The following is a 15,659-nucleotide window of genomic DNA, read 5'->3' as shown; positions in this document are numbered from 1 at the left end:
TGTTTCTTGGACTGACTTTTCCTGCGCAGCAGACAAAAAAAGAGGTTCAGCACGCTGAACCCCTCTTCGACCGCTCAATCCGGCAAACTTAGTTCACCGAGCTGATTGGTGCTGCCTTGAATGGGCTCTTATTCGCCGCAGGAGCCTCTGCAGGCGTTAAACGCACCTCAGACGGGCTCTCCCCTACATTGACCAGCACCGGCATGCCAGAGCGGCGTACAACCGCGCTATCGAACACGGCGCGATCGGTTTGCCCATCGGCAGCAAAGGCTTTCTCCGCTTTAGACAACGCGATCGGCATGGTCTGCGGATCGTCGCTTTCCACCCGCGACAGCGGCTGGTGCACTTCCACATAGCGTTTGCCGTCCGGCTCGACCGAAATCTTCACCGGATCGTTGATCACTTGCACCCGAGTGCCGCGCGGCACCATGTTGAACAGCGCCTCGATGTCCGTCGGACGCAGGCGAATACAGCCGGAGCTGACGCGCATGCCGATACCGAAGTTGGCGTTGGTGCCGTGGATCAGGTATTCACCGCGCCCCATCGCCAGACGCAGGGCGAACAGCCCCATCGGGTTCTCAGGACCGGCCGGCACCACCGCAGGCAGCGTCACGCCCTGGGATTGATAGCGCTTGCGGATGTTGGCGGTGGGCGTCCAGGTCGGGTTCGGGATCTTCTGGCTGATGGAGGTCACTTCCAGCGGCGTGTGCATCCCGGTCTGGCCGATACCGATCGGATAGACGATCACTTTATTCTCGCCTTTCGGATAGTAGTAAAGGCGCAGCTCGGCCAGGTTGACGATGATCCCTTCACGCTTGGTGTCAGGCAGCAGCATTTGGGTCGGAATGGTCAGCACCGTACCCGGCTTAGGCAGGAACGGATCGGTGCCGGGGTTGGCTTCCAGCATGCCCAGCAGGCCAATCTTGTAGTCGGCAGCGATCGCCTCCAGCGGACGGCCGTCGTTTGGCACGGTATAAGTGGTGTTTTCACCGATCAGACGGCTGTCCGGCGGCGGCAGCGGGTATTCGGTCGCACTGGCGGCCTGCGTGCCGGCCAGTACGGTGGCGAAGACCATGCCCATTAAACTCAACGCACGTTTCATTATCATCCCTATATTTTTTATGACGGTTCGCCCCCAAGGCTAACGAGCGCCTGGCGGTGGGTAAATCAGACAATACCTGATTAATACTAGCAACGCTGGCATCAAAGGCAATAAGTTCTCTAAAAATCAACACGTTATAACGTAATCACCGTCGTTGATTGTCAACGAAACGTCAATGGGTAAGCTGCTGAAATATCACTGAATTGGGGGGTGATTCCTGGGGAAAACGGCGGATTGTAAAGACTCATTGACAAAGCGAATATATCAATGAGCCTTTAAAGAGCAGTGGCGTTAAGGATCAGGCCAGCTGAGCGGCTTTACTGCGAATGGCGCGGATCATCGCCTCCAGCCCCTGCGAGCGCGAAGGCGTCAGATGTTGGCTGAGCGCCAGCTCGGTGAAAAACGGCCGCACGTCGAGCTCGACGATTTGCTGTGGCGTTAATTGACGATAAAGAATAAACACCACCGCCAGCAGCCCTTTGACGATCGCCGCGTCGCTATCGCCATGGAATTCGACCTGCCCTTGCTCATCGCGGCGCATCACGATCCACACCTGGCTCTGGCAGCCGGAAATCAGGTTCTCGGCCTGCCGCTCGGCCTCGTCCAGCGGCGGCAATTTGGCGCCGAGTTCAATCACGTACAGGTATTTCTCCTCCCAGTTCAAACAGCGGGAGAAATTACGCACCAATTTGTCTTTGTCCGGCAAATTCGCCATGGGGATCCTTTTGTACCGCCGAGGACGCGCCCCGGCTAGCCTAACAGCTGATGAATGCGTTGCAGCCCGGCCACCAGCCGGTCCACCTCTTCGCGGGTATTATATAACGCCAGCGACGCGCGGCACATGCTCGGCACCTGATAAAACGCCATCAGCGGCATGGCGCAATGGTGGCCGGTGCGAATGGCGATGCCGTATTGATCGAGGAAGCTGCCGACGTCATAGGCGTGGTGTTCCCCCAAATTGAAGGCGATCACCCCGGCCCGATGCGCCGGACCATAGATTTTCAGCGTCGGCACCTGCTTGAGCGCCTCAAGCGCGTAATGCATCAGCGACTGTTCATAATCGCGGATCGCATTCAGCCCCAGGGCTTCGACGTAATCGAACGCCGCGCCCAGCCCCATGATACCGGCTGTGTTCGGCGAACCGGCCTCGAAGCGCCAGGGCGGATCGGCGAAGGTGGTGCCCGCCGTCAGGCTGACCTGACGGATCATCGAGCCGCCCCCTTCCCACGGCGGCATCTGCTGCAGGAGCGCCTGGCGCCCATACAGCATGCCGATGCCGGAAGGGCCATACAGCTTATGGCCGGAAAACACGTAGAAATCGCAGTCCAGCGCCTGAACATCGACGCGCTGGTGCATCACCGCCTGCGCGCCGTCCACCAGCACCGTCAGATCCGGCGCCAGGGCTCTGGCGCGGGCGATGATGTCGCGCACCGGGTTGACGGTGCCCAGCACGTTGGAGACCTCGGTCAGCGCCAGCAGTTTGCAGGACGCGTCGACCAGTTCCGGCAACCGCGCCAGATCCAGCGTGCCGTCGGGCTGCAGCGGCCAAACCCGCAGCTGCAGACCGCGCTCCTGCGCCAGCATCTGCCAGGGCACAATGTTGGCGTGGTGCTCCATCTCGGTGATGAGAATCGCGTCACCCGGCTGCAGCCGGTGGCGGCCAAAGCTGTTGGCCACCAGATTGATACCTTCGGTGGTGCCCTTGACGAACACCATCTCTTCCACCGAGGCGGCGTTGATAAAGCGCGCCGCCTGTTCCCGCACCGCTTCCATCTGCTGAGTCGCCTCGGCGCTCAGGGTGTGGATGCCGCGATGCACCGCGGCATAGCCGTGGCGATAGAAATCCAGTTCGCGGTCGATCACCGTCTGCGGTTTCTGCGCGCTGGCGGCGCTGTCGAGGTAGGCCAGCGGTTGGCCGTTCACCTCGCGCGCCAGCAGCGGGAAATCGCCGCGCACGCGTTCAATCGGATAACTCATGCAGCCTCCCCCGGCAGGCGCTGGGCGATGCGCGCCAGCACCCGTTCCCGGATGGTGTCGTTGGCGATGCCTTCGGTCAGCTCGGCGGCGAAGGCGAAGATGATCATCTGCTGCGCCGCGTGCTTGTCGATGCCGCGCGACTGCAGATAAAACAGCTGTTCTTCATCGATACGCCCCACGGTGGCGCCGTGGCTGCACTTGACGTCGTCAGCGTAGATCTCCAGCTGCGGCTTGGTATCCACTTCCGCCACTTTCCCCAACAACAGGTTGTGGTTGGTCATCTGCCCGTCGGTTTTGATGGCGTGTTTGGCCACTTTGATCATGCCGTTGAACACCGCTTTGCCGCGATCGCTGACCACGGTTTTATGCAGCTGGCGGCTTTCGCAGTAGCCCTTGTTGTGTTCCAGATAGGTGCGGGTATCGCAGATCTCCTTGCCCACCGGCAGCACCAGGCTGTTGATCACCAGATTGGCGCCTTCGCCGTTCAGCTGTGCGCTGGTGTTGTGGCGCGTCAGGCCGGCGCCCAGCAGGAAGCTGTCGCTTTTCACCCGCGCGTCGCGGCCGATGACCAGATCGTTATGGGCAAAGTGGTAGCTCGGCCGGCTTTCAAACGCCAGCTTGCAGTGCAACAGCCCGGCGTTGTCCGCCACGTTGGCGGTCAGGCGCGCGCCGGTAAAGTGCGCGGCCTCGCCCAGGCTGACATAGTGTTCGATCACTTCCGCCTCGGCCCCGCGCCCGATCTCCAGATGATGGCGGTGATGCACGGTATTCACTTCCCCCGTCACGCCGCGGCCGCTGCTGATATGCAGCAGGTACAGCGGCCGTGTGGGGGCTTTACCGGCCGGCAGACGGATCAGGCTGGTTTCCTGCGCCAGGCTTTCGGTCAGATGCAGGAAGACTTCGGGCTGAATGGGCTCCGGCAGCGCCTGCGGCGTGCCGTAGGCGGTCAGCTCGAACTGGTAGTCGCTCAGATCGCCATCGCTGAGCGCGGCACTGTAGCGGCCGTCGATAAACACCAGCCGGCATGCGTCGATACCGAGCGCCAGCGCCTCGAGCTGAGTGGCGTTCACGGATGCGGGCTGCGGCTCAAGGAATTGCTGCTCCAGCAGCCCCTCGAGCGGCGTGTATTTCCAGTTCTCATGTTTGCGCGTCGGCCAGCCGAGTCTCAGCGCCTGCTGCCAGTGCGCCAGCGCATGGGGCGAACGCTCGCCGCCGCGGCCTTCGAACAGACGATACAGCTGCTGCAACGCGTTGGCGTTACTGTTGGTCGGTAAGCCAGCCATAGCCTTGCTCCTCCAACTGTTTCACCAGCGAGAAATCGCCGGATTTGACGATGCGCCCCTGGGACAGCACGTGTACGTAATCCGGCTGGATGTAGTCCAAAATGCGCTGGTAGTGCGTGACGATGATAAAGGCGCGCTTGCCGTCCCGCAGCGAGTTGACGCCGTTGGCGACGATTTTCAGCGCGTCGATATCCAGACCGGAGTCGGTTTCATCGAGAATGCACAGATCCGGCTCCAGCGCCGCCATCTGCAGAATGTCGTTGCGCTTTTTCTCGCCGCCGGAGAAACCGACGTTGACCGAACGGGTCAGCAGATCGGCCGGCATATCCAGCAGCGCGATCTTTTCTTCGATGAAATCGGCGAAGTCAAAGCGATCCAGCGGCTCCTGTTCGCGGTATTTGCGCACCGCGTTGACCGACGTCTGCAGGAAGAAGTGGTTGCTGACGCCGGGGATCTCCACCGGATACTGGAACGCCAGGAACACGCCTTCGCCCGCGCGATCTTCCGGATCCAGCTCCAGCAGATCTTTGCCCTTGAAGGTGACTTCCCCTTCAGTCACTTCGTATTCTTCACGCCCGGCCAGCGTGGCGGACAGCGTACTCTTACCCGAACCGTTCGGCCCCATGATGGCGTGCACTTCGCCCGGTTTGATCTCCAGATCCAATCCCTTGAGGATCTCGTTGCCTTCCACGCTGACTTTCAAATTCTTGATGCTTAACATGCTGTGTCCTCAGATAGCGCCGACGGCGCTAAAAATGCGGCGATTAGCCCACGCTGTGTTCCAGGCTGATGGCCAAAAGTTTCTGCGCCTCGACGGCGAACTCCAGCGGCAGCTCGGAGAAAACGTCCTTGCAGAAACCGTTGACGATCATCGAAATGGCGTCATCCTCGCTGATGCCGCGCTGCAGGCAGTAGAACAGCTGGTCGTCGCCGATCTTCGAGGTGGTGGCTTCGTGTTCCAGCTGCGCGCTGTTGTTGCGCGCTTCAACGTAAGGGAACGTATGGGCGCCGCTGTCCGGCCCGATCAGCATCGAGTCGCACTGGGTAAAGTTACGGGCGTTTTCCGCCCCCGGCAGGATTTTCACCAGGCCGCGATAGGTGTTCTCGCTGTGGCCGGCGGAAATGCCTTTGGCGATGATGGTCGACCTGGTGTTTTTGCCGATGTGGATCATCTTGGTGCCGGTGTCCGCCTGCTGATGGCCGCTGGTCAGCGCCACCGAGAAGAATTCGCCGATCGAATTGTCGCCCTGCAGGATCACGCTCGGGTACTTCCAGGTGATGGCCGAGCCGGTTTCCGACTGGGTCCAGGACATTTTCGAGCCGGCGCCTTCGCACAGGGCGCGCTTGGTGACGAAGTTGAGGATACCGCCCTTGCTCTCGCCGCCGGAGAACCAGTTCTGCACCGTCGAGTATTTCACTTCGGCGTCTTTATGCAGGATCACTTCCACCACCGCCGCATGCAGCTGATAGCTGTCGCGCACCGGGGCGGAACAGCCTTCGATGTAGCTGACGTAGCTGCCTTCGTCGGCGATCAGGATGGTGCGCTCGAACTGGCCGGTTTTGGCGGCGTTGATGCGGAAATAGGTCGACAGCTCCATCGGACAGCGCACGTCCTTCGGCACATAGACGAAGGTGCCGTCGGAAGCCACCGCGGCGTTCAGCGCGGCGAAGAAATTATCGTTGGACGGCACCACGCGCCCCAGATACTGGCGCACCAGATCCGGATATTCCTGGATCGCTTCGCCGAACGAGCAGAAGATCACTCCGCTCTCCGCCAGTTTTTCACGGTAAGTGGTGGCAACCGAGACCGAGTCGAAGATAGCGTCCACCGCCACCTCGCTGCCCTCGCGCACCGGCACGCCAAGCTGGTTGAACGCCAGCTCCACTTCGCTGGTCAGGTAATCTTTTTCCGTCGCCGCGCCCGGTTGCTGCTCGGCGCCGGGCTGTGAACCGCAGGCGTCGTCGCAGCTGCCGCAGGACGGCGCCGAATAGTAACTGTAGTCCTGGTAGTTAAGGCGTTCGTAATTGGCCTTCAGCCAGTGCGGCTCTTCCATCTGCAGCCAGGCGCGGTAGGCCTCGAGGCGGAATTCCAGCATCCACTCGGGTTCGTTGCGCTTGGCCGAGATGGCGCGCACCACCTCTTCGTTGATGCCCTTGGCCAACTCATCGGTTGCCAGCTGGGTGAAGAAACCTTCTTTGTAGCGACCTTCGCTGACCCAAGCCTGCACTTCATTAGGCATTTCTACATTGCTTCGTGTCATGTTGATTGCATCGCTCAAACGCCAAAACTCTCGCCGCACCCGCAGGCATGCTGAGCTTTAGGGTTATTGAATTTGAATATCTGATTCAGCCCTTCGCGGACATAATCTACCGTGGTGCCGTCAATAAACGGCATCGCCTTCAGCGGCACATAGAGTTTGGCGCCGTCGCGCTCAAACAGCAGATCGTCATCGGCGGGTTCGCGGGTCAGATCCAGCACATAGGCAAAGCCGGCGCAGCCGGATTGTTTTACCCCTAGCTGCAGCCCTTTCACCTGCGGATCCTGCTGCATCAGTTTCGTTATTTGTCGTACGGCGCTGTCGCTGAGCGAAATGCCTTGCCAGACATTCTCGTCCAAAGAAAAAGTGCCGACATTTTCCGTTTGCATAGGGTCTACCTCACACTCGTGTTTGGCCACAGCCAATCTGGGTTACTTATATGTTAGTGATAACGATTATCACTTCAACCGTTTGTTTTGCGGGGGTATCCGCCGCGAGCGCGGTTTTTCGCTGCGGCGTGCGGCAAGCCAGCGGGACATCCGTGGCGGCTTGCGGCGTGTGGCGGCAAGGCATGCATGCTATCCCTATGAATTTGTTCTTTATCCTGCATCACCGTACCGCACTCCCCGGTGGCCCGTCAGCGTTACAGCGCCGCGGTGCGTTGCCGATCTAAACATTCATAGAAAATACCTATTTCTGCATTCTGTCTGTCGTAAATGTGCGTTTATCGGCATTTTGCGCCGCGGCGCAAGGCGCGGCCTTTACGTTAAAGTTTAGTCGCTCTGGGTTAAGTTGGGCCGTCGACGGCCTTTTACCCCCATGGAATGAAAAAACGCCGCCACGGGGATTGATCGGCAACGCGGCAGTTTATATGATAATGATTATCATTCAATTTGAATTTGAGCGCGAAGCCAATGACTCTTTCGATCAACGCATGGTTGCTGGGCAAGATTGATGACTACAAATTCAGCGTGCGCGACGCCACGGTGGACTTTTATATGGCCGAAGCGGCGCTGCGCCGCCCGGAATGCAATATTGATCATCTGAAGCGGTACAACAGCGTCAGCCTCACCATGGCCAATCTGTGCCTGGAGAACGGCGATGATGACAGCTATCTGCACGCGCTCAGCAAGCTGCACAACCGGCTGATCGTCGAGATCAACAATCCGCAGCGCTGCCAGCTGTTTCGGGTGCAAAGCTACCACTTCGCCCGCCACACGCTGACGCTGATCTGCCAAAAATATGCGATGGAAGGCACCTGGGAGAAGGCGAACGCGTTTCAGAAGGACTTCGTCAAACGCGTGCCGTTTCAGCTGTAAAACGAAGCGCTCCGCAGGCCGATCGCCTGCGGAAACCGGCGGGGATCAGTCGATGACCGCCGTGGTCAGACGCGAGGTGCAGCACAGCCGATCGCGCGCGTCGAAGATCTCTATCTGCCACACCTGATGACGGCGGCCCACGTGCAGCGCGCGGCACACCCCGCGCACCTGGCCATCGAACACCGCCCGCAGGTGGTTGGCGTTGATCTCCAGCCCCACCACCTTCTGTTCGCCTTCGCTGCACAGGTAGCCGGCCATCGATCCCATCGATTCCGCCAGCACCACCGACGCCCCGCCGTGCAACAGCCCGAACGGCTGCCGGGTGCGGCCGTCCACCGGCATGGTGGCCTCCAGGAAATCCTCGCCCAGCTGAGTAAACTCGATGCCCACATGGCTGACCATGCAGCCGTCGCCGGCGCGGTTCAGCTGCTCCAGCGATGTTTCACGTTTCCACAATTTCACTCAATCATCTCCAGAAGTGCCTGTAATGGGTGGCGCACGCCATTGCCCTCGATGCGTTTCACCTGGCTGCGGCAGGAATAGCCGGTCGCCAGGCAGCGCTGACGCGGCAAACGCTGCAGCGTCGGGTGCCATGATAGCTCATAAATGCCGAGCGAGTTTTGCAGGTTCTTGGCTTCATGGCCGTAAGTGCCGGCCATGCCGCAGCAGCCGACGCTGACGTTCTCCAGCCGGGCGCCGAAACGGGCGAAGATCGCCGCCCACTGTTGGCCGCTGGCCGGCAGTGCGGTGGTTTCAGTGCAGTGACCGAACAGATACCAGGGTTCGCCGGTCGCCGGCTGTTCGGCGCGATCCGCGATCCGCTGTTGCAACCATTCATGCACCAGCTGCACCTGGAAATCGCCGCGCTCGGCGCCGAGGATCTCGTGGTATTCGTCGCGGTAGCACAGCACCAGCGCCGGATCGACGCCCACCAGCGGCATGCCGAGCTGCGCCACGCGGTTGAGGAAATCGGCGGTTTTGCGCGCGGTGCGGGCGAACCGCGTCAGGAAGCCCTTCACATGCTGCGCCTTGCCGTTCGGCGAGAACGGCAGCAGCACCGGTTTATAACCGAGCTTTTCCACCAGCCGGACGAAATCCGCCACCACTTTGGCGTCGTAATAGCTGGTGAACGGATCCTGAACAATCAGCACGTGTTCTTCGCGTTGCTCGGCGTTCAACCCTTCCAACTGTTCCAGCGTCAGCGTGGTCGCCCGGTGGCCTGACAGCTGCTGACGCAGCGTCGGGCTGGACAACAGCGGCAGATCGACCATGCCGACGGCGTTGCGGCTCATCTCCCGCAGCCACGGCTGGCGGAAGAAGAAGTTGAACACCTTCGGCGCGCGGGCCATCAACGGGGTATAGCTCTCTACACCGGCGACCATGTAGTCGCTCACCGGGCGCAGGTAGCGGGTATGGTAAAGCTGCAGGAAGCGCGAACGGAACCCCGGCACGTCAATTTTGATCGGGCACTGGGTGGAACAGGCCTTGCAGGCCAGACAGCCGGACATCGCCTCTTTCACTTCGTGCGAAAAGTCGTACTCGCCCTTGCCGGCATGCCAGCTGTTGCGGGTTTTCTCGATTAGACCGCGCAAGCTGAGGCGCTGCTGCGGCAGCTGTTTCTCCAGCGCCACCGGATCGACACCCTGCTCGGCCAACAGACGCAGCCACTCGCGCACCAGCGTCGCCCGCCCTTTCGGCGAATGAATGCGGTTGCCGCTGATCTTCATCGACGGGCACATCGGGCTGCGCACGTCGAAGTTGAAGCATAGACCGTTGCCGTTACACTCCAGCGCGCCGCGGAACGAGGTGCGCACTTCGACCGGGATCTGGCGATCGAAGGTGCCGCGTTTGACCGCATCCACCTGCATCATCGGCGCATCCACCGCCAACGGCGCACAGATCTTGCCCGGGTTAAGACGGTTATCCGGATCGAACGCCGTCTTGATGCGGCGCAGCTCCTCGTACAGCGTTTCCCCGAAGAATTCAGGGCTGTACTCGGCGCGGAACCCCTTGCCATGCTCGCCCCACAGCAGGCCGCCGTATTTGGCGGTGAGCGCCACCACCCGATCGGAGATCTGTTTCATCAGCACTTCCTGCTGGGGGTCGCACATGTCGAGCGCCGGACGCACGTGCAGCACCCCGGCATCGACGTGGCCGAACATGCCATAGCTCAGCTTGTGGTCGTCGAGCAGTTGGCGGAACTCGACGATATAGTCCGCCAGGTGCTGCGGCGGCACGCAAGTATCCTCGGCGAACGGGATCGGCTTGGCGCGCCCTTTGGCGTTGCCCAGCAGCCCGACCGCCTTCTTGCGCATGTTGTAAATGCGCTCGATGCCCGCCAGGTCGCCGCAGATCTGGTACCCGATCACGCCGGCCTGCCGCTGGGCGATCAGTTCATCCAGCCGTTGGCACAGGGTCTCCATCTGGCCATCGATCAGCGCGCGATCGTCGCCGGCGAATTCGACGATGTTCAGCCCAAGCATCTCTTTGTCCGGCACGTCGGCGATCAGTTCGCTTACCGAATGCCAAACGATATCTTCACGCGCCAGATTCAGCACCTTGGAGTCGATGGTTTCCACCGACAGCGCCTTGGCCTCGACCATAAAGGGCGCATTGCGCAGCGCCGAGTCGAAGGTGTCGTATTTCACGTTAACCAGACGACGCACCTTCGGCAGCGGCGTGATGTCCAGCCGCGCTTCGGTGATAAAAGCCAGCGTGCCTTCCGCACCGGTGAGGATGCGCGTCAGATCGAAGGTTTGCAGATCGTCGCTCAGCACGTGGCGCAGGTCGTAGCCGGTGAGGAAGCGGTTGAGTTTGGGGAATTTTTCCAGGATCAGCGCGCGCTGCTCGCGGCAGCGATTCAGCACGGTGCGGTAGATGCGCCCTTCGGCGGTCTCTTCCAGGGCAATCGTTTCCGCCAGCGCCGTCGGCATGGCGCGGGTGTCGATCATCTCGCCGCCCAGCAGCACCGCCCGCAGGCCCAACACGTGATCGGAGGTTTTGCCGTATACCAACGAGCCCTGGCCGGAGGCGTCGGTGTTGATCATGCCGCCCAAGGTGGCGCGGTTGCTGGTGGACAGTTCCGGCGAGAAGAAGTAGCCGAACGGCCGCAAATATTGATTCAGCTGATCCTTGATGACCCCGGCTTCGACTTTCACCCAGCCCTGTTCGACGTTGATCTCCAGAATGCGGTTCATATGACGCGACATATCGACCACGATGCCGGTATTGAGCGACTGACCGTTGGTGCCGGTGCCGCCGCCGCGCGGGCTGAAGGTCAGCGTATTGAAACGCTCTTCCCCCGCCAGGCGGGCGATCAGCGCCACGTCGGCGGTGGAACGGGGAAACACCACCGCATCGGGCAACAGCTGGTAAATGCTGTTGTCGGTGGCCATCGTCAGCCGGTCGGCGTAGCTGGTGGCGGTATCGCCGTTGAATCCGTTTTGCTTCAGTGCTTCCAAAAAGTCGAGCACCCGTTGAACGAGGCCGGGCGCCTGAGAAATCTGTGGGATCATTCGCTTTTTTGACCCTGTCCGTCTATTTTTTATGCGCTGATGTACGCTGAATCGGGCCTTTAATTCAGACCCACCCTATTTTTTAGTGACACTAAAAACTAACATACTCGTTTAGTGAAGGCATTCACATTATTACCGCCCTGCGAGCGCCGCCACAGGCGGCCGCCCGGCGGTGATAAACCGACCGACAGGCACCCCGATTCGCCGGTGCCAGGGATTTAATTGACCAGGATGAGAACCCACTGATGCCACTCCCGCAATCGCGTTACGACTTACCGCGAATTATTTTCGGCGTGCTGTTTATCGCCATCATGATCGTCGCCTGTTTCTGGGTGATCCAACCGTTTATTCTCGGCTTCGCCTGGGCGGGCATGGTGGTCATCGCCACCTGGCCGCTGCTGCTCAAACTGCAAAAGCTGCTGTGGGGCCGCCGCTCGCTGGCGGTGCTGGTCATGACCCTGCTGTTGATCCTGCTGTTCATTCTGCCCATCTCCCTGCTGATCAGCAGCGTGGTGGATAACAGCGCGCCGTTGATCGCCTGGGCCAGCTCGCCAGGCAAGCTGCATATTCCCGACCTCGCCTGGCTGCAATCCGTCCCGATGATCGGCGACAAACTCTATACCAGCTACCATACGCTGGTTAACGCTGGCGGCGCCGCGCTGCTGGCGAAGGTACAGCCATACTTCGGCCAGACCGCCACCTGGTTCGTGGCGCAGGCGGCGCATATCGGCCGCCTGCTGCTGCACTGCGCACTGATGCTGCTGTTCAGCGCCTTGTTGTACGCGCGCGGCGAACAGGTCGCGCTGGGTATCCGTCACTTTGCGGTGCGCCTCGGTTCCGCGCGCGGCGATGCGGCGGTGCTACTGGGCGGCCAGGCGATCCGCGCGGTCGCGCTGGGCGTGGTAGTGACGGCGCTGGTGCAGTCGGTGCTGGGCGGCATCGGTCTGGCGGTAAGCGGCATTCCGGCCGCCACCCTGTTGACGATGCTGATCTTCATCTGCTGTGTGGCGCAATTGGGGCCGCTGTTGGTGCTGGTGCCGGCCATCATTTGGCTGTACTGGCACGGCGACACCACCTGGGGCACCGTGCTGCTGGTCTGGAGCTGTGTGGTGGCCACGCTGGATAACGTGCTGCGCCCGGTGCTGATCCGCATGGGCGCCGATCTGCCGCTGCTGCTGATCCTGTCCGGCGTTATCGGCGGTTTGCTGGCCTTCGGCATGATCGGCCTGTTCATCGGCCCGGTGGTGTTGGCGGTGTCTTATCGCCTGCTGACCGCCTGGATGGATGAAGCGCCGGAGCCGACCACCGCGCCGGAGCAAGTGATCGAAGAACTGGAAAAGCGTTAATCGCCCTCCCTTCCGCCCGCATCGCCGGGCGGAAGAGTTTCCCCTCTCATTACGCCTACCTCATTCGGGTAATATCTTCGCCAAATATAATGCCGTTGTTTATTGATTAAGGCGTGGCAAATGGAAAGGTGCAATGTAAATCCTTGTTTGCTGCAAAATGCAAAAAGAGATAACGCCCGCAAATAAATGGTGATACCGCTATCGATTAGGATGATTCTTAATGACTAGTCGCGTTCAAATATCTAGTATTATGGCCATCTATTGCTTCAAATCACTGATTTTAAAGCAACCTTTCTGAACAATGTAATGCCATACATGTGAATTGCTGTGTGTAGTCTTTGCCCATCTCCTACGATGGGCTTTTTTTTATTCTTTTTTCGCCAAATTGATTATTTAACGCGCCGTTATTTACATTCAGAAATAAAAAGGCCGCAGCGTAAACTGCGGCCGGGTATTAATGCCTTAGCAGCGCCGAAGCATTATTTCTTTTTCGACAAGTTGATCCAGGTCTGCACGACGGTATCCGGATTGAGCGACAGGCTATCAATGCCCTGCTCCATCAACCACTCGGCGAAGTCTTCATGGTCTGACGGCCCCTGGCCGCAGATACCGACGTATTTGCCGTGGCGTTTGGCCGCCTGGATCGCCATCGACAGCAGCGCTTTCACCGCGTCGTTGCGTTCGTCGAACAGTTCTGACACCACGCCGGAGTCGCGATCCAACCCCAGCGCCAGCTGGGTCATGTCGTTGGAGCCGATGGAGAAGCCGTCGAAGTGCTCAAGGAACTGATCCGCCAGCAGCGCATTGGACGGGATCTCGCACATCATGATCACTTTCAGCCCGTTTTCGCCACGCTTCAGCCCCTGACGCGCCAGCTCGGCCACCACCGCTTCCGCCTGCGCCACGGTGCGCACGAACGGCACCATGATTTCGACGTTGGTCAGCCCCATTTCGTTACGCACGCGTTTCACCGCTTCGCACTCCAGCGCGAAGCAATCGCGGAAGCTGTCGGCCACGTAGCGGCCGGCCCCGCGGAAGCCCAGCATCGGGTTCTCTTCGTGCGGTTCATACTTGTCGCCGCCCACCAGGTTGGCGTACTCGTTGGATTTGAAGTCGGACAGACGCACGATAACGCGCTTCGGCCAGAAGGCGGCGCCCAGCGTCGCGATCCCTTCGGTCAAACGACCGACGTAGAACTCGACCGGGTGGTCATAGCCCTGCATCAACGCGCGAATTTCGTTTTGCAACGCCGGCGTTTGCTGATCGAACTCCAGCAACGCGCGCGGGTGCACGCCAATCATGCGGTTGATGATGAATTCCAGCCGCGCCAGGCCCACGCCTTCATTCGGCAAACGCGCGAAGTCGAAGGCGCGATCCGGGTTGCCGACGTTCATCATGATCTTCAGCGGCAGATCCGGCAGTTCGGTCACTTCGGAGCTCTGCACGCTGAAGTCCAGCATGTCGCTGTAAACGAAGCCGGTGTCGCCTTCCGCACAGGATACGGTGACTTTCTGGCCGTCTTTCAGCACGTCGGTGGCGTGGCCACAGCCCACTACCGCCGGAATGCCCAGCTCACGGGCGATGATCGCCGCGTGGCAGGTGCGCCCGCCGCGGTTGGTGACGATCGCAGCGGCCTTCTTCATGATCGGCTCCCAGTCCGGATCGGTCATGTCGGTCACCAGCACGTCGCCCGGCTGGATGCGATCCATTTCGCTGATATCGTGAATCACTTTCACCGGACCGGCGCCGATGCGATGACCGATGGCGCGGCCTTCCACCAGCACCGGGCTGGAGCCGTTCAGCTGATAGCGTTCCATGGTCTGTTCGTTGGAGCGAACGGTCTCCGGGCGCGCCTGCACGATCAGCAGTTTGCCGGTATGGCCGTCTTTCGCCCACTCGATATCCATCGGGCGGCCGTAATGTTTTTCGATCAGGATCGCTTGATGCGCCAGCGCCTGCACTTCGTCATCGGTCAGCGAGAACCGGCTGCGCTGCGCTTCCGGCACGTCTTCGATGCGCACCTGCTTGCCGTGATCCTGCGACGGCGCGTACACCATGCGGATTTTTTTCGAGCCCAGGTTGCGGCGCACGATCGCCGGCTTGCCTTTTTGCAGCGTCGGCTTGTGCACATAGAACTCATCCGGGTTCACCGCGCCCTGCACCACCATCTCACCCAGACCGAAGGCGGAGGTGATGAACACCACCTGATCAAAGCCGGACTCGGTGTCGATGGTGAACATCACGCCCGAGGAGGCCAGATCGGAGCGCACCATGCGCTGTACGCCCGCCGACAGCGCCACGCCGCGGTGGTCGTAGCCCTGGTGCACGCGATAAGAGATGGCGCGGTCATTGAACAGCGACGCGAACACGTGCTTGATCGCCACCATCACGGCGTCGATGCCCTGCACGTTGAGGAAGGTTTCCTGCTGGCCGGCGAAGGAAGCGTCCGGCATGTCTTCCGCCGTGGCGGAGGAGCGCACCGCAAAGGAAGCTTCCGGTTCGCCGTCGGCGAGCTGTTGGTAAGCCTGATGAATTTCACGCTCGAACTCGGCGTGGAACGGCGTGTCGATCACCCATTGGCGGATCTGGGCACCGGCCTTGGCCAGTTGTGCAACGTCGTCAACGTCAGTCTGATCCAGTAACTGATAGATGCGCTGGTTAACACCGCTTTGTTCGAGGAAATCGTTAAACGCCTGCGCGGTGGTGGCAAAACCGTTCGGCACGGCCACGCCCAAATCGGAAAGATTGGTGATCATTTCACCGAGGGAAGCGTTTTTGCCGCCGACACGGTCAACGTCGTGCATGCCAAGCTGGTTGTACCAAAGCACATTACGCAAGTCTGGGCCATTGTTGGACATC

Annotated in this window: 12 protein-coding genes and 1 other RNA gene; 3 read left to right on the top strand and 10 right to left on the bottom strand. The window is 60.3% G+C overall.

What is annotated here, in order from left to right; genetic code table 11:
- Window positions 1–88 precede the first annotated feature (88 nt).
- From J9788_RS03280 to sufA, 7 genes are all read right to left on the bottom strand, one after another.
- Entirely contained in the window at window positions 89–1,102 is a 1,014-nt protein-coding gene (locus J9788_RS03280; protein WP_046898494.1) for a L,D-transpeptidase family protein, read from the bottom strand.
- 298 nt (window positions 1,103–1,400) lie between these two features.
- Window positions 1,401–1,817, bottom strand: a complete 417-nt coding sequence (sufE, locus tag J9788_RS03275) for a cysteine desulfuration protein SufE (protein WP_047026200.1) — start codon at window positions 1,815–1,817, stop codon at window positions 1,401–1,403.
- Window positions 1,818–1,852: 35 nt separating this feature from the next.
- Window positions 1,853–3,079 carry a cysteine desulfurase SufS gene (gene sufS / locus J9788_RS03270; protein WP_046898496.1) on the bottom strand — a complete coding sequence of 409 codons (1,227 nt, stop codon included), beginning with the start codon at window positions 3,077–3,079 and terminating at the stop codon, window positions 1,853–1,855.
- Window positions 3,076–4,362 carry a Fe-S cluster assembly protein SufD gene (gene sufD, locus J9788_RS03265; RefSeq protein WP_182264560.1) on the bottom strand — a complete coding sequence of 429 codons (1,287 nt, stop codon included), beginning with the start codon at window positions 4,360–4,362 and terminating at the stop codon, window positions 3,076–3,078. Before sufD ends, sufS begins: the two co-directional genes overlap by 4 nt.
- Window positions 4,337–5,083, bottom strand: coding sequence for a Fe-S cluster assembly ATPase SufC (gene sufC / locus J9788_RS03260; RefSeq protein ID WP_016927936.1), 747 nt, complete (start codon window positions 5,081–5,083; stop codon window positions 4,337–4,339). Before sufC ends, sufD begins: the two co-directional genes overlap by 26 nt.
- A gap of 43 nt (window positions 5,084–5,126) precedes the next feature.
- Window positions 5,127–6,623: a Fe-S cluster assembly protein SufB gene (gene sufB / locus J9788_RS03255; protein WP_182264561.1), complete on the bottom strand. Its 1,497-nt coding sequence runs from the start codon at window positions 6,621–6,623 to the stop codon at window positions 5,127–5,129.
- 14 nt (window positions 6,624–6,637) lie between these two features.
- A complete protein-coding gene (gene sufA / locus J9788_RS03250) occupies window positions 6,638–7,009 on the bottom strand; it encodes a Fe-S cluster assembly scaffold SufA (protein WP_004931368.1) in 372 nt (123 codons plus the stop codon).
- Between the two features lie 525 nt (window positions 7,010–7,534).
- On the opposite strand from sufA, the gene J9788_RS03245 reads away from it, so the two are divergent.
- A complete protein-coding gene (locus J9788_RS03245) occupies window positions 7,535–7,939 on the top strand; it encodes a hypothetical protein (RefSeq protein ID WP_004931369.1) in 405 nt (134 codons plus the stop codon).
- Between the two features lie 45 nt (window positions 7,940–7,984).
- On the opposite strand, the gene menI is transcribed toward J9788_RS03245, so the two are convergent.
- Window positions 7,985–8,401: a 1,4-dihydroxy-2-naphthoyl-CoA hydrolase gene (gene menI, locus J9788_RS03240; protein ID WP_016927938.1), complete on the bottom strand. Its 417-nt coding sequence runs from the start codon at window positions 8,399–8,401 to the stop codon at window positions 7,985–7,987.
- Window positions 8,398–11,454, bottom strand: coding sequence for an FAD-binding and (Fe-S)-binding domain-containing protein (locus J9788_RS03235; RefSeq protein WP_182264562.1), 3,057 nt, complete (start codon window positions 11,452–11,454; stop codon window positions 8,398–8,400). Before J9788_RS03235 ends, menI begins: the two co-directional genes overlap by 4 nt.
- A gap of 245 nt (window positions 11,455–11,699) precedes the next feature.
- Between J9788_RS03235 and ydiK the strand changes: the two genes are divergently transcribed.
- Both ydiK and rprA read left to right on the top strand, forming a co-directional pair.
- A complete protein-coding gene (gene ydiK, locus J9788_RS03230; protein WP_042784360.1) occupies window positions 11,700–12,800 on the top strand; it encodes an AI-2E family transporter YdiK in 1,101 nt (366 codons plus the stop codon).
- A 258-nt stretch (window positions 12,801–13,058) separates the two neighbouring features.
- Window positions 13,059–13,170, top strand: an RNA gene (gene rprA, locus J9788_RS03225) — antisense sRNA RprA.
- Window positions 13,171–13,279: 109 nt separating this feature from the next.
- Here rprA and ppsA read toward each other — a convergent pair.
- Window positions 13,280–15,658 (bottom strand): phosphoenolpyruvate synthase, encoded by a 2,379-nt coding sequence (gene ppsA / locus J9788_RS03220; RefSeq protein WP_033642901.1) that lies wholly within the window; start codon window positions 15,656–15,658, stop codon window positions 13,280–13,282.
- Between the last annotated feature and the right edge of the window lies 1 nt (window position 15,659).

It is taken from the genome of Serratia sp. X10 (assembly GCF_017811775.1).
In the GTDB taxonomy this organism is placed as follows: Bacteria; Pseudomonadota; Gammaproteobacteria; order Enterobacterales; family Enterobacteriaceae; genus Serratia; species Serratia ureilytica.
The sequence above is the reverse complement of the archived record's forward strand: the minus strand, read 5'-3'. Positions and strand labels throughout refer to the sequence as shown.